This window comes from Borrelia parkeri, assembly GCF_023035815.1.
Taxonomy (GTDB): domain Bacteria; phylum Spirochaetota; class Spirochaetia; order Borreliales; family Borreliaceae; genus Borrelia; species Borrelia parkeri.
The window spans coordinates 865660-885011 of the sequence record NZ_CP073159.1; the positions used below are offsets into that span (position 1 = coordinate 865660).

At 27.9% G+C, this 19352-nt stretch carries 19 protein-coding genes; 13 read left to right on the top strand and 6 right to left on the bottom strand.

Annotated features, from left to right (window positions below; genetic code table 11):
* Positions 1-18 precede the first annotated feature (18 nt).
* Genes tgt through bpSLO_RS04145 form a run of 3 tightly spaced genes read left to right on the top strand, consistent with a single transcriptional unit; the run spans position 19 to position 4080 of the window.
* On the top strand, positions 19-1146 hold the full coding sequence (gene tgt, locus bpSLO_RS04135; RefSeq protein ID WP_025407282.1) for a tRNA guanosine(34) transglycosylase Tgt: 1128 nt from the start codon (positions 19-21) through the stop codon (positions 1144-1146).
* A complete protein-coding gene (gene murJ / locus bpSLO_RS04140; protein WP_025375789.1) occupies positions 1139-2662 on the top strand; it encodes a murein biosynthesis integral membrane protein MurJ in 1524 nt (507 codons plus the stop codon). The genes tgt and murJ overlap by 8 nt, the downstream gene beginning before the upstream one ends.
* Positions 2659-4080, top strand: a complete 1422-nt coding sequence (locus tag bpSLO_RS04145) for a HEAT repeat domain-containing protein (RefSeq protein WP_025407281.1) — start codon at positions 2659-2661, stop codon at positions 4078-4080. The genes murJ and bpSLO_RS04145 overlap by 4 nt, the downstream gene beginning before the upstream one ends.
* Here bpSLO_RS04145 and coaBC read toward each other — a convergent pair.
* Positions 4074-5249, bottom strand: coding sequence for a bifunctional phosphopantothenoylcysteine decarboxylase/phosphopantothenate--cysteine ligase CoaBC (gene coaBC, locus bpSLO_RS04150; RefSeq protein WP_025407280.1), 1176 nt, complete (start codon positions 5247-5249; stop codon positions 4074-4076). The genes bpSLO_RS04145 and coaBC overlap by 7 nt on opposite strands.
* 65 nt (positions 5250-5314) lie before the next feature.
* Between coaBC and bpSLO_RS04155 the strand changes: the two genes are divergently transcribed.
* The 9 genes from bpSLO_RS04155 to miaA are packed head-to-tail and all read left to right on the top strand — an operon-like array spanning position 5315 to position 12733.
* The gene (locus bpSLO_RS04155) at positions 5315-5509 is read left to right on the top strand and encodes a DUF997 family protein (RefSeq protein WP_081719348.1); all 195 of its coding nucleotides are present in this window, start codon (positions 5315-5317) and stop codon (positions 5507-5509) included.
* Positions 5502-6923, top strand: a complete 1422-nt coding sequence (gene panF, locus bpSLO_RS04160; protein WP_025407279.1) for a sodium/pantothenate symporter — start codon at positions 5502-5504, stop codon at positions 6921-6923. Before bpSLO_RS04155 ends, panF begins: the two co-directional genes overlap by 8 nt.
* A 4-nt stretch (positions 6924-6927) precedes the next feature.
* Complete coding sequence (locus bpSLO_RS04165) at positions 6928-7890, top strand: RluA family pseudouridine synthase (protein WP_025407278.1); 963 nt, start codon at positions 6928-6930, stop codon at positions 7888-7890.
* Positions 7868-8812 carry a hypothetical protein gene (locus bpSLO_RS04170; protein ID WP_038447820.1) on the top strand — a complete coding sequence of 315 codons (945 nt, stop codon included), beginning with the start codon at positions 7868-7870 and terminating at the stop codon, positions 8810-8812. Before bpSLO_RS04165 ends, bpSLO_RS04170 begins: the two co-directional genes overlap by 23 nt.
* On the top strand, positions 8802-10208 hold the full coding sequence (gene murC / locus bpSLO_RS04175) for a UDP-N-acetylmuramate--L-alanine ligase (protein ID WP_025407276.1): 1407 nt from the start codon (positions 8802-8804) through the stop codon (positions 10206-10208). Before bpSLO_RS04170 ends, murC begins: the two co-directional genes overlap by 11 nt.
* A gap of 11 nt (positions 10209-10219) precedes the next feature.
* Positions 10220-11086, top strand: coding sequence for a YicC/YloC family endoribonuclease (locus bpSLO_RS04180; protein WP_025407275.1), 867 nt, complete (start codon positions 10220-10222; stop codon positions 11084-11086).
* Positions 11083-11622 (top strand): (d)CMP kinase, encoded by a 540-nt coding sequence (gene cmk, locus bpSLO_RS04185; protein WP_025375797.1) that lies wholly within the window; start codon positions 11083-11085, stop codon positions 11620-11622. The genes bpSLO_RS04180 and cmk overlap by 4 nt, the downstream gene beginning before the upstream one ends.
* A gap of 24 nt (positions 11623-11646) precedes the next feature.
* Positions 11647-11844: a DNA-directed RNA polymerase subunit omega gene (locus bpSLO_RS04190; RefSeq protein ID WP_025375798.1), complete on the top strand. Its 198-nt coding sequence runs from the start codon at positions 11647-11649 to the stop codon at positions 11842-11844.
* Complete coding sequence (miaA, locus tag bpSLO_RS04195; RefSeq protein ID WP_025407274.1) at positions 11831-12733, top strand: tRNA (adenosine(37)-N6)-dimethylallyltransferase MiaA; 903 nt, start codon at positions 11831-11833, stop codon at positions 12731-12733. The genes bpSLO_RS04190 and miaA overlap by 14 nt, the downstream gene beginning before the upstream one ends.
* 175 nt (positions 12734-12908) lie before the next feature.
* Here the strand turns inward: miaA and bpSLO_RS04200 are convergent, their stop codons facing one another.
* Positions 12909-13271, bottom strand: a complete 363-nt coding sequence (locus bpSLO_RS04200; protein WP_025375800.1) for a hypothetical protein — start codon at positions 13269-13271, stop codon at positions 12909-12911.
* A gap of 78 nt (positions 13272-13349) precedes the next feature.
* Between bpSLO_RS04200 and bpSLO_RS04205 the strand changes: the two genes are divergently transcribed.
* Entirely contained in the window at positions 13350-13898 is a 549-nt protein-coding gene (locus bpSLO_RS04205; protein WP_025407273.1) for a TDE1717 family outer membrane beta-barrel protein, read from the top strand.
* Here bpSLO_RS04205 and bpSLO_RS04210 read toward each other — a convergent pair.
* The 4 genes from bpSLO_RS04210 to bpSLO_RS04225 all read right to left on the bottom strand — a co-directional run bounded on the left by bpSLO_RS04210 (position 13891) and on the right by bpSLO_RS04225 (position 19352).
* Positions 13891-14538, bottom strand: a complete 648-nt coding sequence (locus tag bpSLO_RS04210) for a phosphodiester glycosidase family protein (protein WP_422109638.1) — start codon at positions 14536-14538, stop codon at positions 13891-13893. The genes bpSLO_RS04205 and bpSLO_RS04210 overlap by 8 nt on opposite strands.
* Positions 14539-14671: 133 nt before the next feature.
* Positions 14672-15184, bottom strand: a complete 513-nt coding sequence (locus tag bpSLO_RS04215) for a hypothetical protein (RefSeq protein WP_025407272.1) — start codon at positions 15182-15184, stop codon at positions 14672-14674.
* A gap of 83 nt (positions 15185-15267) precedes the next feature.
* Positions 15268-16707 carry a PTS transporter subunit EIIC gene (locus bpSLO_RS04220; protein ID WP_025375804.1) on the bottom strand — a complete coding sequence of 480 codons (1440 nt, stop codon included), beginning with the start codon at positions 16705-16707 and terminating at the stop codon, positions 15268-15270.
* Between the two features lie 158 nt (positions 16708-16865).
* Positions 16866-19352 (bottom strand): ATP-dependent RNA helicase, encoded by a 2487-nt coding sequence (locus bpSLO_RS04225; protein ID WP_025407271.1) that lies wholly within the window; start codon positions 19350-19352, stop codon positions 16866-16868.

Here is a 19352-nt window from a genome sequence, read left to right on the forward strand (position 1 = left end):
TAGGTTTTTTTAAGTTTTATGTTTAGTATTATTAAAAATGACAAGAATTCTAATGCAAGACTTGGTGTGCTTGAACTTCCTCATGGGAAGGTTGAAACTCCGTGTTTCATGCCAGTTGGTACTTTGGGTGCAATGAAAGCTTTAAATCATGATGTGCTTGAAAAATTGGGATGTAATCTCATGCTTGCAAATACTTATCATCTTTATTTAAGACCTGGCATTGATGTGATAAAAAAATATGGAAGTTTACATAATTTTACAGCCTGGAATAAAAATTTTTTGACAGATTCTGGAGGATTTCAAGTATTTTCTTTAGCTAATTTTAGAAAGATTGAGACTGAGGGAGTAGATTTTAAATCGCATATTGATGGTTCTAGGCACTATTTTACACCTGAGAGTGTTTTTAAGATGCAAGAAATTTTTGAGAGTGATATTATTATGGCGCTTGATATTTGTAGTTCTTATGGGATTGATTACAGTGAGGCGAGTTTGTATACAAATATTACAACCTCTTGGGCTCGTCGTACATTGCGTGCTTATGAGAATAGAAAAGAAGGGTATGATGGTCTTTTATTTTTAATAACTCAGGGTAATTTTTTTAAAGATTTGAGAAAAAGAAGTACCGAGGCGATTTTAGAATTAGATAGTCCTGGTATCGCAATTGGTGGAATTTCTGTCGGAGAACCACGAGATAAATACTTAGAAATTCTTGAGTATAATTCTTCATTAATACCTAAGGTTAAGCCAAAGTATGTAATGGGCATTGGTACTCCTCACTATATATTGGATGCAATATATTATGGTATTGATATTTTTGATTGTGTTAATCCTACAAGAATTGCTAGGCATGGTTCACTTTTAACTGATAATGGAATATTGCGTATTAAGAGGGCTGAGTTTAATTTTGATACTTGTCCTGTTGAGCGAGATTGTTCTTGCACGTTATGTACAAGGTATTCAAGAGGGTATTTAAGACATTTAATCAAATCAGAAGAAACTTTTGGAGTGATGTTGGCCAGTGAGCATAACATCCATTATATGTTTAGACTGATTAAAAAGGCTCGAAATGCAATTATGAATGGTGATTTTACAAAATTTAGAAAGCTTTATTTGAGCAAATATGATGAAGGTAATTTTAATGAATAAAGATATTCTTTCAACAATTATTGTTATGGTTTCGATTTTTTTTTCACGTATAATGGGTTTTATTAAAATTAAGGTATTTTCTTACTATTTTGGGGCAAGTCTTGAGTCAGATATTTTTAATTATGTTTTTAATATTCCGAATAATTTAAGGAAGATTATTTCAGAAGGTGCAATGACTTCAGCTTTTATGCCGGAATTCACTCATGAGAGGAAAAAATCTAGTAAGCATGCTATTGATTTTTTCAGACGAGTTATCACTTTTAATATTATAAGTATTAGTCTTATTATTTGTGTTATGATTTTTTTTTCTCGACAAATTATGTATTTTGTATCTTCTTATAGAGGTAGTCATTTGGAATTGGCTAGTTATATATTTAACTACTTAATACTTTATGTGTTACTTATAAGCTTATCATCGATATTTTCATCGGTTTTAAATTCTTATAAGTTTTTTTTTATTCCATCTTTTTCTCCCGTTATGCTTTCTTTTAGCATTATATTAAGCATATATTTATTTTATGAGCAATATGGAATATATAGTGCTGTTATTGGAGTAATTGTTGGTGGGATTTTGCAATTTTTAGTTCAGATGATAAATTGTATTTATATTGGTCTTACATATAGACCAATGTTTAACTTTAATGATTCTTCATTTTTAAGATTTTTAAAAAGATGGGCGCATATGATTATATCAGCTTTAGTGGCAATTGCTACTCAGCAGATTTCATTTGCTTTGGCATCAATCCTGGATATTGGAAGTGTTTCTGTTTTAAGTAATGCAATTGTTTATTATCAGCTTCCTGTTGGAATTTTTTATGTCTCGATTTCTACAGTTATTTTTCCTAAGATGGCAGAATATGCTTCTTTAGGCAATAATAAAGGATTAAATTTGATTTTGAATCATGGAATTGATATTTTGATTTTTATTTTGATTCCAATGTCATTTTTAATGTATATTTGGGCTGGTCCTATTCTAAATTTATTGCTTACAGGAGGTAAATTTTCCGTATATGATACTCAAAGAACCGTTAATGTATTACAATATTTTTTAATTGGATTACCATTTTCTTCAATTTTTGGATTGTTTCAGAAATATTATTTTTCGATACGTAACTCAAAAATTCCGCTTTACTTTAATCTTCTTTTTGCTGCTATTGATATTACAATCTCAATTTTTGGTATTAAATTTTATAAAGTGGTAGATATCTTGCCTATTGCACAATCAATTTCTTTTGCTTTATGTGTAGTTATTTTTTATTTCATTGGACTTAAAGGGGGGATGAAGCTTGAATTTGTTAGATCTTTAGTAGCTCTTATTAAGGCATTTATTTCCCTTATTCCCTTATATTTATTTTATACTCTTTTTAAGAATTTTAAATGGGATGTAGGATTTAGTTTCAGTAATTTTTACTTATTAAGTGTTGCAGGCGTAATTAGTATTGTTATTTTGGTACTGTGTTATTATTTGCTTGGTGTTAATAAGATTTTTAAGTTTATTAGTAGGGAGATTTTATGAGGTATTTAGAGCTTGTTTTTTTCTTTTGTATTGTACTTGATATTTTTGCTATTAAAGGGACAATATTGTCAATTAAACCTTTAGTGTCTCAGGAGCATAAGATCGGTAAGGATATTACAGAAAATGATTTAAAGAGAGATGATACTCAAAATCCTGTTCTTGAAAATGTTAACTTAGATGTGAAGCGGGTAAATGATGCTATTTCTTATGGACTTGATACCCAAGTTATTGAAATTATTAATAGTCTTAAAAAATCAGGTGATGGTGAATATAATGTTTTGCTTGAGAAGAGATTGCAGAAAACTTTTAATATTGATCTTAAATTAGCAATTCTTGATTTGTTTTTATCACTTAAATATGCAGGCAGTGTTGATACTGCTAATTATATTCTTGATAATTATGAGAGTAATAGATATCCTAACAATTTGATCAATTTGGCAATTTTGTATCTTAAAGAATTTGGCAGTAAAGATTCTTTAAAAAAAACTCTTATTGATATCCTTGAGAATAAGGAAGGGAATATTGTGGCTACTGCTGCTTATTATCTTGGTGAGCTTTCTTCTCCTGAATACTCAAAAGATATGATGAATGTTTATGATAAATATTCTAGTAATGATGGAGTTAAATCGGCAATACTCATTGCTCTTGGAAAATCTGATGCTGTTGATTATGCAGATAGATTTTATGAAATTTCTGTTGATAGTTATGAAAATCCAGCAATTAAGGCCTCAGCTATTAAGGCTTTATCATATCTTTTGCCTGAGAAAATAACAGAGAGTGCCAATTTGTATCTTCAAAATAATAATAACAATTATAATATTAAAATTGCCATTGTGGAGGCACTCTCAAGGGATGTGTCTTTGAAATCAAAAGAGATTTTACATGATTTTTTAAGAGATGCTGATGCTAACATTAGGATTAGTGCCGTTGAGGCTATTAAGAGTCATGGCGATATTGCTTCAAAAGAGGTATTAATTTATAAGATTAAAAACGATCCTTCTTTAAAAGTCAGAGAAGCATCAGGTAAAGCTTTAGTAGATATGGGGTCTGGTTATGAAGAGATACAAAATATAATGCTTGATTTTAGTTTTGAGAATAACTTTAAACTTACTATGTTTAGTTATCTTTTAGATAAAGATGTAAATTCTGCACGTTTAATAGCTTTAAATCTTTTAGAAAAGGAAAATATTAATAAACCTTCAAAATTGCTTACAAGTATTGCTATGTGTCTTGCAGTTAGAAAGGGTAATTTTGATAATTTTTATTCTAAGATCATTGAGAGTAAAAATATTGATTTAATGAATCTTGCAATTAAGGGCGCTGTTTATAATAAATCCGCATTACTCTCAGGAAAGCTTAAAGAGATCAAGAGGACAACTCGGTCAGAGTATTTAAGGAAACTTTTAACGAATTATTGATATAAAATTTTTAAAATTTCTGTAGCTGTTTCTTTTTTTGATATTTCAGGAAGTTCTTTAACACTATTTTTGTCTATTATATAAGTTTTGTTTAGGCTTGATCCAAAATATTTTAAGTCGTTTGCAATAATATAGTCTAAATTTTTTGTTTTTAGTTTTTCTTTGGCTTTTTCTATTAAGATTTCATCTTTTTGAGCACAAAATCCAATAACAATTTGGTTTTTAGTTTTGTTTTTACCTATATGTTTTATTATGTCCGGATTTTTTATGAATTTAATATGAAGGTCTTCAATAGTATCTTTTTTGATTTTAGTCTTATAAATTTTATCAGGTCTAAAGTCTGCAACAGCAGCAGCGCCAATTATAACGTCGAATTCTTGGTATATGTTTATTGCTTCTTTGTACATTTCTGATGCTGTTTTTATTCTAATAACGTTTATTCCAAAAGGTGTGTTTTCATTGCTGGGACCTGTAATTATTGTTACATGTGCTCCAAGATTTCGTGCCTCAATGCCTAAACTGAAGCCCATTTGTCCTGTTGATTTGTTTGAGAAGTAACGAATTGGATCTAATTCTTCTTCAGTTCTAGATGCGGTTATTAGTATTTTTTTGTTTTTTAATGGTAATTTTGGATCTAATGCGTTTAATATTATTTTTAAAATATCATTTTCATTTTTAAGTCGTCCAATAGCATTTAAAGAACATGCCAGGAATCCTTCATCAGGTTCAATAAATTTATAATTATATTTTTTTAGTTTTTTAATGTTTTCTTCTAGAATGGGGTTTTGATACATTATGTTGTTCATTGCTATTGCAAAATAAGTTGGAACAGTACTTGCAGATATGACTGTAGTTAAAATATCATCAGCAATTCCTGATGCAATTTTAGAAATGATGTTGTATGTTGCTGGAATAATTAATATTAAATTTGCCCATCTTGCCAAATTTATATGTTCTACTTCTTCGTGGCTTGTATTCCACAGGTTTTGAACCACTCTGTTTTTAGAGACCGTCTCTAGTGTTAAGGGAGTAATAAATTTAGTCGCGTTTTTTGTCATTATAACTTTGATATTATATCCCATCTTTACTAGACTTGAGATAATATAGGTTGACTTATAGGCTGCGATTCCCCCGCATACCCCGATTAATATATTTTTATGTTTCTTCATGTTTTTCATGTTTATTTTATACATTATAATATAATTATATTTAATATTTTCAGAAGGATTTTTAATTGATAAATAAAGTATTTTTTGCAAGTATTATATATTTATTTCTGTTTATTTGGTGGCTTTTATCAGCTTATTTATCTTACTTTCCTATTTATGTATTTAATATTCCTCTTTGGTTTTTTCTATCATGTATCTTGTTTCCTATTTTCAGTTTGTTATTAGTGTGTTTTTTTGTGATTTTTTTTAAGAATGACTAAAGCGTTTTTTTTATTTTTTATCTTTTTGATTTCCTATTGTGCTTTTGGCATCTTTTCTGGAAAAAAAAGGGGAGGAGCGTCATTTTTACATAATTATTTTCTTGCAAATAAGGGTCTAAATTTTTTTATAATGTCATTAGTTGTTGCTTCTACCTATGTTAGTGCTAGTAGTTTTATTTCAGGGCCTTCAGCTGTTTATAGGTATGGATTGTCTTTTATATTTTTAGCAGTTATTCAAATTCCTACAAGTTTAATTTCATTTGTCATTATTGGTGAGAAATTGAATTTGGAAGCTAAAAAAGTTAATGCAATAAATATTGTTGATTATATTGGATATAGATATCTTAGTCGATCTTTAGTTTTTGTTAGTAGTTTGATAATAATTTTTTTCTCTTTGTTTTTAATCTCAGCTCAGCTTATGGGAGGTGCTAAACTTTTAGAGGTTTTTTTTCAAATTAATTATACTGATGCTCTTATTTTTTTCTCTCTATTTGTTTTTTTATATGTTTGCTTGGGAGGGTTTAAGATGATAGCATATATGGATTTAATACAAGGTATTTTGATGATCATAGCGTCTGTACTATTATTTTCAAGGTTAGTTGATTTGGGAGGTGGAATTAGTAATCTTTTTAAGATGGCTCGTTTGAATCTTAAAGATAATCTATTTTTACCATCAAATTTGGATTTGAAAATTGAATATATAATTTCTTTTTGGATACTAATAGGAATTGGGGTATTGGGACTACCACAATTTGTTAATAATTTTATAGCATTTAAAGATGTGAAAGCTATTAGGTTTTCTCTTCCTATTGTTACTTTTGTAATAGGATTTTTAGTTGTTATTATGCATTTAATAGGTTTTTTTTCTCTTATTATTTTTCCTGAATTTGAACTCAATGATAAAGTTATCTTAAATGTAGCATTAAAGGTTTTAAATCCTAAAATATTTATATTATTTTTTGTAGGACTCTTATCAGCAATAATGTCTACAATAGATTCAGGTCTTCTTTTGCTGTCTTCTATTTGGGTAAAGTCAATATTGTCATTAAGTAAAAATATTAGTGCTAAAATTGGAATTAATAAAATTATTATTATTTCTAATGTTTGTTTTATGTTAATAATAGTTTTTTTATCTTTAAAACCACCTGACTTTTTGCTTTTTTTAAATATTTTCGCAATTGGAGCTTTGGAAGTTTCATTCTTTTCTATTATTGTTTTTGGACTTTATTTTAATTTTGTAAGTAAAATATCGGCTTTTATTTCTCAGGTTTTGGGACTTTTGAGTTATTTGATCATAATTTTTTATGGTGAAGTAGGTAGTTATTATTTTCATCCTATTGTTCCTTCGTTTTTTATCTCTGTATGTTCATTTTTGATAGTTAATTTTGTTTGTCAAAAATGTAGTAAAATTTAGTTTTATGTTGTCTTTAAATATTAGGAATGTTGAAAAATATAGTGTTATTAATGTTCTAAAGAATGACGATGGTAAAAGACTTGATGCAGTGTTGATAAAGTTTTTAAAAGTCCCTAAATCTAAAATAATCAGGCATATTAGAAATGGAGATATTCTTTTAAATAATTTAAAGGTTTCTTTTTCGCATAGAATTTTTAAGGATGATAAAATTTATTTGTATAAACCTTTACTACAGGGTTTGAGTTTAAACAGGATAACAGTCAAAGATGAGTCTGCTATATTAAGAGATATAAAGAAAAGAATAGTATATGAGGATGTGGATTTGCTTGTAATTAATAAGAGGAAGGGAACTTTGGTTCATGGGGATAAATATTCACTTGATACTTTAATTAATGCTTATCTTTTAGATGAAAATCATTGCTCTCTTAGTTTTAAACCCTCAGCTGTGCATAGATTAGATAGAAATACTTCAGGACTTATTATTTTTGCAAAAAATATAAATTCTGCAAGAATTTTAAGTCAGGCATTTAGTAGTGGTGTTGTTATTAAAAAGTATTTGGCTTTACTTGATGGTGTGATTACAAAACCTTTGACTTATAAAAATTTTTTATATCGAGATAAGATTTCAAGAAAAACTTTTGTTATCAATGATATAGATAAATGTAATGCTGTAACTGATATTAAACCAATTTTAGTGTCTAAGTCTTCAACACTTGCGGAGGTGTCAATTAAGACGGGATTTACACATCAAATAAGAGCACAATGTGCTTTTAATAGACATGCCTTGATTAATGATAAAAAATATGATTCTCAATTTGTAAAAACCAATTACTTTTTACATTCTTTTTTGATAAAATTTAACCAGTCATTATTTTTAAGAAATGAATTTTTTGTTGAACCTAGTTCAGATTTTTTAAAACAGATAAGTAATATTTTTGGTGTATATGATTTTAAGGGATTTATTTAATAAGTGCACATTTAAAAATGTCTTAGGTACAGTTAAGGACATTTCAATTGCTATTAAACATAAATTTGTAAAAATTAAGGTTTATTCTTTAGTGGGTGTTGCTGGTACTGGAAAAAGTTTTAGATCCCATTTGATAGCAGATAAATATTCTATTCCTTTGATAATTGATGATGGCGTTTTAATAAAAAATATGAAAATTATTGCTGGGAGTTCTGCTAAGTTTGAGAATAATATGTTTGATGCAATAAGACGTTCTATTTTTGAAGATGATTCTCATAGAAACGAAATTGTTGAAGCTCTGCGTAGAGAAAATTTCAGTAAAATATTAATATTGGGAACAAGTATTCGAATGATAGATAAAATAACTTCTAGACTTTTCTTGCCTAGTTCTTCTAAAATTATTTATATAACAGATATTTCTACTAAAAGGGAAATAGAAAAGGCAAGAATTTCAAGACAAATGGGCGAACATGTAGTTCCAGCAGCTGCTTTTGAGATAACGTCTATTAAGCCTAATTTATTATTAGATTCAATACGAGTTTTTTTTAAAAGTAAAGGATTTTTATCAAAAAAAAGAAACTATATTCGTTCTATTGTAAAGCCTCATTTTCATGAAGAGGGTGGCATTTTATCTGTTTCCAAAAATGCTGTAAGACAAATTATTGAACATTGTGTTTCTGAATATAATGAAAATTATATTGTCTATAATTTGAAGATTAAAAAAAATCAGGGTAGTTATTCTTTTAAGCTTTTTTTAGATGTTCCACTTGAAAATAATTTACTTAATGATGCGGAAATGCTTAGAAATTATATTATTGAAAACGTACTAAAATATACGGTAATTAATATATCTGGTATTGATGTTATTATACATAAATTCTATGATCAAAAAGGTGATTTGGAAAAGAATGATGAATGTTGACTTGGATAATTTAAGTAATATTTTTTTTGTAGGCATTAAGGGCTCTGGACTTTGTTCACTTGCCTGTTTTTTTAATGCTAAGGGATATTTTGTAGAAGGTGTCGATGTTCCTTTAAAATTTCATACAGAAGATATATTAATTAGTAATAATATAACTTACTATGAAAATATTTATGAGTTTTCACTCAAGGTTCATAATAAATCATATGATGTTTTAATATATTCACCGGCTTATGATAAGGATAATTTATCTGTTTTGTTAGAAGCGCGTGAACTTGGCATTCCTATTCTATCTTATCCTGAGTTTATTGGAAAACTTTCTAAAAAGTATTATAGTATTGGAGTTGCAGGTTCTCATGGCAAAACTACTACAGCAGCGTTCTTGGGTCTATTGTTTAATAGTCTGGGATTACAGCCTAATGTAATATTAGGTGCTAGTGTTAAAGATTTTGGAGATGAATCTAGTCTTGTTGGTCAAAGCAATATATTTATTGCAGAGACCTGTGAGTACAGGAATCATTTTTTACACTTTTCACCGGATATGATTGTTTTAACTAATATCGATTATGAGCATGTTGATTTTTTTGAAAATTATGAAGCAGTTGAGAATGTTTTCTTGCAGTATATTAATAATTTAAAGAAAAATGGAATTTTAATAATAAATGCTGATGAAGTTAATTTGCTTAAAATTAAAAATAGAATTTTAAGAAAAGATATTAAAGTGTTTAGTGTTGGATTTAATTCTTTAGCTGATTTTAAGGTTGAACGTTTTGAGGTGATAGACGAGTTTTTAAAGTTTGATTTCTTGGGGGGTGTTGATATTAGACTAAGGTCTCCTTTGATGCATAATGTTTTAAATTTTGCATTATCACTTTTGGCGTTAAAGTTATTTTTCGAGGAACATAAAAAATTGGTTTGGAGTTTTGATGATCGGATAAAGATAGTGGCTCAAGAGTACATGGGCATAAAAAGAAGGATGGAATTTATCATGGAAAAAGATGAAGTTATATATTTTGACGATTATGCTCATCATCCAAAGGAAATTGAAAGTACTCTTTTGGGATTGAAGACCTTTTATAAGGGTAGGCGTATTATTTTAGATTTTATGCCACATACCTTTACAAGGACAAAAGTTCTTTTTAGTGAGTTCGTTAAAGTTTTAAGTAATGTTGATGTGTTGATTTTGCATAATATATATCTTTCAGTTAGAGAAGATTTTGATCCTAATAAACTTTCTGAAAAACTGTTTCTGGCTCTTAAAGATTTAAATCAGAATGTTTATTTTTTTAAGGAAGTAGTCGATTCTGTTGATTTTATAAAGGGTTTGTTAAAGAGAAATGATTTATTTGTTACAATGGGAGCTGGTAATAATTTTATTTTACATGATTTTTTGTAAAGGTATTTTGAATGAAAAGTATGACTGGATTTTTTCACTTAGAAAAAGTTGTTTCAAATTATATGTTTAGTGTTAACTTAAAGTCTTATAATGGTCGATTTTTAGAATTTAAATTTAAATTACCTGAAGTTTTATATGCTTATGAGCTTGAGATAAGGAATTTAATTTCAAATTATGTTAAAAGGGGAAATGTTTTCTTAAATGTAGGGTATAAGGAAATGGTTCCCAATATTAATTTTAGTTTAAATCCTCATTATATTGAAGCTATTGCTCATCTTAGAGATAGCTTATTGCATAGTAATTTAAACATTAAGGATGAATTGAGTCTTAGTGATTTTTTATCTCTAAGAGGGGCTTTAATTGTTGATGAGGGTGATGTTAATCAAGAAATGATTTATCATGTTTTTAAGGAAGTTTTGGAAGAGACTTTATTAAATTATGATAAAAGTAGAACTTTTGAGGGTGAGAATACTAAACAAGATATAATTTCAATTCTTATGTTAATACGGAATGATTTAGAATTGTTAAAGGGATCCCAGAGTAGTATAAATAATAAACTTTTCTTAAGTCTTAAGGAAAATTTATTAAAGTTAATGGATGATTTTAGTGATATTAATATTGCAGAAGAGGCTGCTAAAATGTCAATTCGATTAGATATTAATGAGGAAATAGTAAGATTATATTCACATATAGATAATTTTTATCAAAATCTTGAAAATGAAGTATGTGGCAAGATTTTAGAGTTTATTGTTCAGGAAATGCATAGAGAGATTACAACAATGAGCAACAAAGCCATTGATCTTGATATTAGAAATTTAGTTTTAAACATGAAATTAAATTTAGAAAAAATAAAAGAACATCTAAGGAATATTGAATGAGAATAGCTGTTTCTAGCAAGAGTGGTTGTGGTAATACAACAATTAGTGGAATGCTTGCAAAGCATTATGGTCTGAAGCTTATTAATTATACTTTTCATGATATTGCTAGAGAAAAGAATATGTCCTTTGATACGTTTTATGAGAAAGAAATCATTGGTAGAAATGATCATTATTGGGATGAATATCTTGATAGTAAATTATTGGAGCTTTCAAAAGAGGATAATACAGTTCTTGCATCTCGTCTTGCAATTTGGCTTGCAAAAAATGCCGATTTAAAGATATATCTTTATGCTAAGATAGAAATTCGGGCAGAGAGAATAATAAACAGAGAAGGTGGTATGTATTCCGATATTTTGAGGAGCACTTTCAATAGAGATTCTAATGATTCAAAGAGATATTTATCTGTATATGATATAGATATTGATAATTATTTAGATGTAGCTGATTTTATAGTTGATACAACTGATAAATCTGCAAATAAAGTTTTTGAATTGATAAAGGATGAAATAGAGAAGAGAGGCTTATATATTAAGTAAATAAATTAAGGAGGTTTTAGAGAAATGAAAATACCTTTAAAAGAGATACAAGATTTTGATGGCAATTATTATGAACTTGTTATGGCAGTGATAATTCGTACAGATCAGATTATTGATCAAATTTCTTTAGCAGAACATGTTATTTCTGATGAGAGAGTAGTGAGTCAGGCTTTTAATGATATTGTAACAGGTCGATTTACGTATTCAATTGAAGAAAAATAAAATAGTTTTTATTTTTGGTCCTACGGCTGTAGGTAAAAGTGATATTTTATTCAATTTTCCAAAAGGTATAGCTGAAGTAATTAATGTCGATTCTATTCAAGTTTATAAAGAGTTTGATATTGCTTCTTGTAAGCCTAGTGTTGAATTGAGGTCTCATATAAAACATCATTTAGTGGATTTTTTGGAACCGATTGAAGAATATAATCTTGGAGTTTTTTATAAAGAAGCAAGTAAGATAATAAATAATTTAAGGGATCAAAATAAGCTTGCTGTATTTGTAGGTGGGTCGGCTTTTTATTTTAAGCATCTACAATATGGATTACCCAGTACACCGCCTGTTTCTTCTGAAATAAGATTTTATGTAAATAGCCTTTTTACTACAAAGGGGAAGGATTATCTCTTAGAGGAACTTAAGAGAGTAGACTTTAAAAGATATGAGTCGATCAGTGAAAATGATATTTATAGAATTAAAAGATCGCTAGAAGTTTATTATCAAACGGGTATTCCAATTAGTCAATTTTTGAAAAAAGGTCAGATGATTGAGGATATTTTAGCTATTGGCCTGAAAAGGCCTATGGAAGAGATGAGGTCTAGAATAATATCTAGGGTAAGGAATATGATTGATTGTGGATTGCTTGAAGAGATTAAGAGGTTATTAGAGAAAGGATACGATGAGACAACACCGGCTTTTAAAGGAATAGGGTATCGTGAATTTTTGTTGTGGAAGAGTAGACCTTATTCTATGTTAAATGATATAATAAATTTAATAGTTAAAAATTCATTTTTATATGTAAAAAGGCAGATGACTTTTTTTGATAAAATTCCTAATGTTTTGTGGTTTCATCCAGATGATGATTTAAGAGACATTTTGGATTTAATTTTTATTTAATAAGGAGATATGAGGAGTGCCTTGCGGAAGAAAAAGAAAATTACAAAAAATATCTACTCATAAGCGAAAAAAAAAGAGAAGAAAGAATAGACATAAAAAGAAGAACAAGTAATAAAAATGTTAGTTGGTTTTTTGCTAGCTAACATTTTTATATTATTAGTTTACTTAATTTATTTTATTCAATAATTATTATATTATCTATTATATTTATGTCTTTACTAAATATGTACCCTTTTTTTCCTTTGTAGGTTGCTAGTATCCATTTGCCTTTAATTCCATGTTTTTCTGTATTTTGCATTATTTTTTCAATTTTTACTATTTCGTCTTTTCTAATTATTGTTAGATAATTATAGTTAGTATTGTCCGTTTTAGTTACATTGTTTAAAATAGCATAATTTTTTGTTATGATTCCTACTTTTCTTGAAAATCCTAAGATACTGCTTTTGGGTAAGTTGAATTTATTTATTAAAGGAATTTCTAATTTTTTGCTGCATGTTAAAAACATTATAGAGATCAAAGATAGCAATTTTATTTTCATAATTTTATTATATATGTTACTTGATATACAGTTATATATAATAATATAATGTTTCTTTAGAAAGTGTAAGGATTATCAATGAAAAAATATATTTTTTTATTATTTTTATTTTTTCCTTCAAGTGCTTCAATATTCGCATATCCATTATCTTTTGGAGGGGGCTTTGCTTATCAATTTACTAATTATACTAGCAAAAGTGATATAAGTAAGTCTATAAAAAATTATAGTAGAGTAGATAATGGAATAAATCTAAGTTTGTTCTTTGATGCTAATTATGTTATTTTGGATATCTCTTATAAAGATGCTTTTTTATCTAGCCATCATAGTAGATATTTTGCTTTTGGACTTTATGGAATTTATCCGATTGTTTTTAAGGAATATGTTAGAACATTATTCCCCCTTCTTGGGATTAAATATACACTTGATTTAAGTGCTAAGAGACAAAATTTGGTGTTTTTGTCTTTGGGATTTGCTACGGATTTTTTCGTTCCTGAAGTTAAAGGACTCTATATTAGACCTTTATTTATGCTTTCAATTTCACCTACTTCTCTTTCTGTAAAGAATTTTTCTTCTCTCACAACTGAGGTTACTCTTGGAATTAATATTGGTTGGAAATTTCTCAGTTAGGCAGTTTTATTCCTAAGTGAAAAGGGACTATTCTCTCTTGTCCAAAAAGGTTAGATGTAGCATTAAGTTTATAAGCAGAATTGTTGGATTTTGTTACAAGTGTGCTTGAACCACCTCCATCTAGATTAATAGAGTTGTTAATACCATAACTTAATGATAGATCTATTGCTTCATTTAACGAGATTCCTTTGCTATTATTAGCACCTCTTCCTTCTACCGTTATTAGATATAGGTGTTTGTTTCCTTTATCACTACCTATTATTGTTCTTGGATGTTTATTTTCTTTAAAATTTTTGGTGTATTTTCCATTTTTGATTAAAGGAAAGAAACCGCTAAAACCATAGTCAGAATTTTTGATTTCATCTTGCTTGGGATTTAATATTATTTGATTGTTGTTGATTATAATTATTCCTTGATCTTTTTTTGCATTGAAGATTATTTTTTTATCATATATGTATAAACCGTTAGGGTAGAATATATTGTCTTTAATCTCATATGGGCTAGTGTTAATAGCAATATCTACCTTGTTAGAAAGTAAAAATTGACTTGTTGTTTGACCATTAAAGTAGTAATTATTAGTTTTTGTATCATAAATAGGCTTTGATATTATAAACTTTAAATTTTTGTTTTTAATCTTGATAATGACGTAATTACTTTCTTTAAAAGAACCTTTAATGATTTCATATCTCATTTCCACGTCTTCTGTGTTGAGTGATTTTTGTGCTGATAAGACGCTTACTGTCAAAATTAATATTATTACGCTTAAAAATTTTTTATTCATTTCTCTTTATTTTATAAGAATAAATGCTCTTAGGATAGTTGTTTAAGATTATATTTTTTATCTTTAAAGAAATTTTATTATTTTTTATTCTTGCAATGTTATATAATTGATAAATTATTTTTATATCTAACCCTTTATGTTTATATAAGATATCATTGATTTCATCTTCGCTTATGTTTTCTTCATTGATTCTAAGTTTTAGTAACAAAATTTCGTTTTTTATGTTTTTATCTTTAGGCTCTTGTATTTTTTTTAAAAAATTATTAGCTTCTTCATATTTCTTTATTTTAAGTAAATATTTGGCCATAAGTAGATAATAATACTCTGAATTTAGATTCTTGATTGCATTTATTGTTTCGAGTTCTTTTGGTAAATTGTTATTTAAGTCGTATAACATATATAATTTATTTAATTTTTCCAAATTTTCTTTGTCTGTACCATATGTTAGAACAAAAGGAATCATTAATGACAAGATCAGCAATATTTTAGATTGTATTAGGTTCATGTAATTTTATTTAAGGTATTATACACTTTTTTAGTGAAAATAAGAAGAAAAAATTTTATTTCTTTCTTCTTATTCTTTATGATTTAAGTTTTAGATTTTATATAATTTGAAATTTGTTCGGATTGTGCACCGAATATTACTTGCACTTGATTTCCTAATGTAATGATTGTTCCAGTAGCTCCAAGCTGGTTCATTAAATCTTTATTTACTAATAAGGAAGACTTGACATCTACTCTTAATCGTGTAAAACATGAATCAATATTTGTTATATTATCGATTCCTCCAAGAGCTTGAATAATTTTCTCAAACTTTTCGTTTTGAGATAGCTTAAAATCATTATTAGAAATTGTTTGCTGTTTAGTATTATCTTCACGACCAGGTGTTTTAATTTTAAATGTTTTGATTAGTGTTATAAAAATGGTGAAGTATACAGTTCCAATTACAAATCCTATTGGTAGTATTAGTAAAGCATTTGTTGATTTTGGAAACATTAAGAAGTAATCTATTATTCCTGCGGAGAGTGAAAATGCTATGCGTATTTCAAGTATATTAGTAATTACTAATGATATTCCAGTTAAAATCGCATGTATTAGATAAAGTAAAGGTGCTATTAACATGAATGTGTATTCTATTGGTTCTGTAATTCCTGTTAAAAATGAGGTGAGTGATGCAGAGAGTAAAATACCACCTACTTCTTTTCTTCTTTCTTTTTTTGATGTTAAGTACATTGCAAGAGCAGCACCTGGTAGTCCAAACAGCATTACTGGATACATCCCTGATGTAAATGCGCCAGCATTTGGATCCCCATTTAAATATCTTGTGATTTCTCCTTGGATTATGTTGCCGTCATTTGTGGTATATTCTCCGAATACAAAATATACTAAAGTGTTTAAAAGCTGATGTAGGCCTGTTATTATGAGAAGTCTATTTAAGAAGCCAAATACAAATACTCCTAAATTACCAGCTTCTATCATCCAGTTTCCAATTTGATTAATAGTTATTTGTAGCGGTGCCCATAGGAAAGCAAATATTATAGCAAGTATTGCAGACAATAATCCATTAGCTATTGGCACTAGTCTTTGCCCTGAAAAAAAACCTAAAAATTGTGGTATTTTATAGTTTACTATTCTATCGCTAAGCATGGCTGAACTTATACCTGTAATAATACCCCCCAAAACGGACATGTTAACAGGTTCTGATTTTCCATTAATCATTATTGTAAATGTAGATAGTCCTGCATTTAGAATTAGGTATCCTACGGCCCCTCCAAGTGCTGCAGCTGCTTTATTATTTTTAGATAGTCCCATTCCAGTTCCGATTGCAAATAGTATGGGTAAATTCCCAAAAATAGCACCGCCTGATTGTTCCATTAATTTGCCAATTTGTCTAAGCATGTTAGAAGGTTCTGTCGTTTCTATTATGAGGTATCCAAACCCAAGTAAAAGACCAGCAATTGGTAAAACGGCTGCAGGAGTTTGTACAGCTTTTCCTAGATTTTGTATATTTTTCATTAAATTATTCATATTTACCCTCCATTAATTTATATGTTTTTTTTATTAGTTACAGTTTATATTAATTTATATTAACTTTAAATATGATTTTAGTTTAAATAACGTTAATTTATTTATTTTTTTATTTGTTAATGTTTATTTTTACAATCTTAAATGTGATTTATGAATTTTTAAAAAAAGAAGTTTAGTTTTTTATAAACTTTATTTACTGTTTTTTTAATAGGATCAAGTTTTTTAATATTGTCTTGATTGTCGATCAGGGTTTTTATGCTATCCATTGATTCTTCGATTGCTACGATAAAGCTTTTTTGAGGTTTGAGCCAAAAATTGTCCGAGTAGTCACTTCTAAGTGATAGGAAAAGAACCGATTTTTTATTGGGATGTTTAATGAAATTCATAGTGCATTCTAAAATATTTTGCATCTTATCAATTTCATTAATGTTGATATTTGCGCTTTCATATTTTTTAATGAGCGACCAGTCTGATTCCATACCATTTACTATACGCATTATTTCTATTAATTGCTTATTTTTGAATATTATTAAATTTTCATGTGTTAATTTTGCAAGTACATTTCTTATTGATTTCTCTTCTGAGTTTTTTAATCTTTTTGAGATTAATTCTTGAACTTCCTTTAAGCTAATTATTACTTGATTTTTATTTTCATTGTGAGTATTAAATTTCTTTCCCCCAATAGTTATTTCATTTTCTAATAAATGTTTTTTATCTTTTTTTGCTATGTTTTTGTGGGTGTTATTTAATTTTTTCTTTTCTTGTTGAGTGTTTTTTTGTTCATTTTCTTCAAATTGAATATCATTGATCCATTCTTTTTTAAGTACCCCAATTGATCTGGCATATCTTTTACTCGTCTCTATTATTTCTCCTGCTACGAAATATTTTACAGAATCTGTGTTAATAAGTGAGCCCGGATGGGTCACTATATTTTGGGCTTTTATTGTTTTATATTTATTTTTTGAAGTTTTAAAGCAAATATAATCTTTCATGCCTCTCATTATGGATTTTAAGTAGCCTTCGTGATCAATTTCATGTTTGTGTACTATTGGTATGTTGAAACTACTTACAATATTTTCAAGTTGTCTTTGTACATTAGTAATTTCTTCAAGACCTTGTAAGTCTAAATAGTTCTCTTTAGCAAAGGCTTCTTTATTAATGGCTTTTTTATAATCTTCAAATATGTTAATAAATCCTATTAAGTCACCTAGTGGATTTTTGTATTTTAGATGGGCTTGTCTGGCTTCTATTTCTTCGTTTTGAGGTAGTAAGAAAATTCCACTTGTGGATAAAAATGATAGTCCAATTGTGGTTGGGTATATTGCTTGTTGATAGTTCATCATTGCTTCAACTAAAGCCCTTGAATGTATTGGTATTAGAGGAAATATGATCATATATTTTCCAATTTCCGTAAGTTCATTTTTTTCATTTATTGCATCTAAGGATTTTAATATGTCACTTGCTGTTTGAATGGATTTAATTGATGGTTTTGAAATGAAGTCAAATTTTGTAAAATTTCTAATTCCAATATCCGCCATTCTTAAGATTACTTCAGAGAGATCTGTTCTGTATATTTCTTCCTTTTGATATTCGTCTCTTAATTGATATTCATCTCTTTTATATAATCTGTAACATGTTCCCTTTGCAAGTCTTCCTGCTCTTCCTGCTCTTTGTGTTGCAGATGATTTTGAAATTGGTACTTCTTGAAGTGAGTAAGTGTGTGTTTTCATCTGAAATCTATTTGTTTTGACTTTTCCGCTATCAATTACTATCTTGATATTTTCAATTGTAATTGAAGTTTCTGCAATGTTTGTTGATACTATGATTTTTCTTTTATTCTTTGGTGTAGGCATAAATATTTGTTCTTGTGCTTCTTTTGCCATCCGACCATATAAAGGTAATATTATTAAGTCTTGTTTGGAATTCAGTTCATAAATTGCTTTTATCGTTTCTTTTATTTCTTTCTCTCCAGATAGGAATATAAGGATATCACCTTCTTTTTTTTCTTTGATGATACCACTAATTATTTCTTTTATTTTTAATATCATTGATTTTGATGTATTGAGTAGTGGTGGATTATAGATTATTTGTACAGGATAAGTAATTGTTTCTATGCTAAGTATTGGAGCGTTGTTAAAGTATTTTGAAAATACTTGTGTATTTATTGTGGCAGATGAGATGATAACTTTAAAATCATCTCTTTTGTTTAATATATCTTTAATAAGTCCTAGTATGAAGTCTATGTTTAAACTTCTTTCATGAGCCTCATCTATTATTATTACGTCATATTCATAAAGTAGGGTGTCTTTTTTGAGTTCTTGTAATAAAACCCCATCTGTCATTAATTTTATCTTTGTTTTAGAGCTTGTGACTTCTTGAAATCTTATTTTATAGCCTACCTCTTCTCCAAGTTTAACTCCAATGTGTTTTGCAATATATTCTGCTATTGATATTGTGGCTATTCTTCTTGGTTGTGTTACACCAATTTTACCAAGTTTTGTTAGTCCTGATTCATATATTATCCTTGGTATTTGTGTTGTTTTTCCACTTCCTGTTGGACTCTCTATTATTAAAACGTTGTTTGTTTTTAGATTTTTAATTAATTCATCTTTATATTTGTAAATGGGAAGCTCAAAATCATTCAT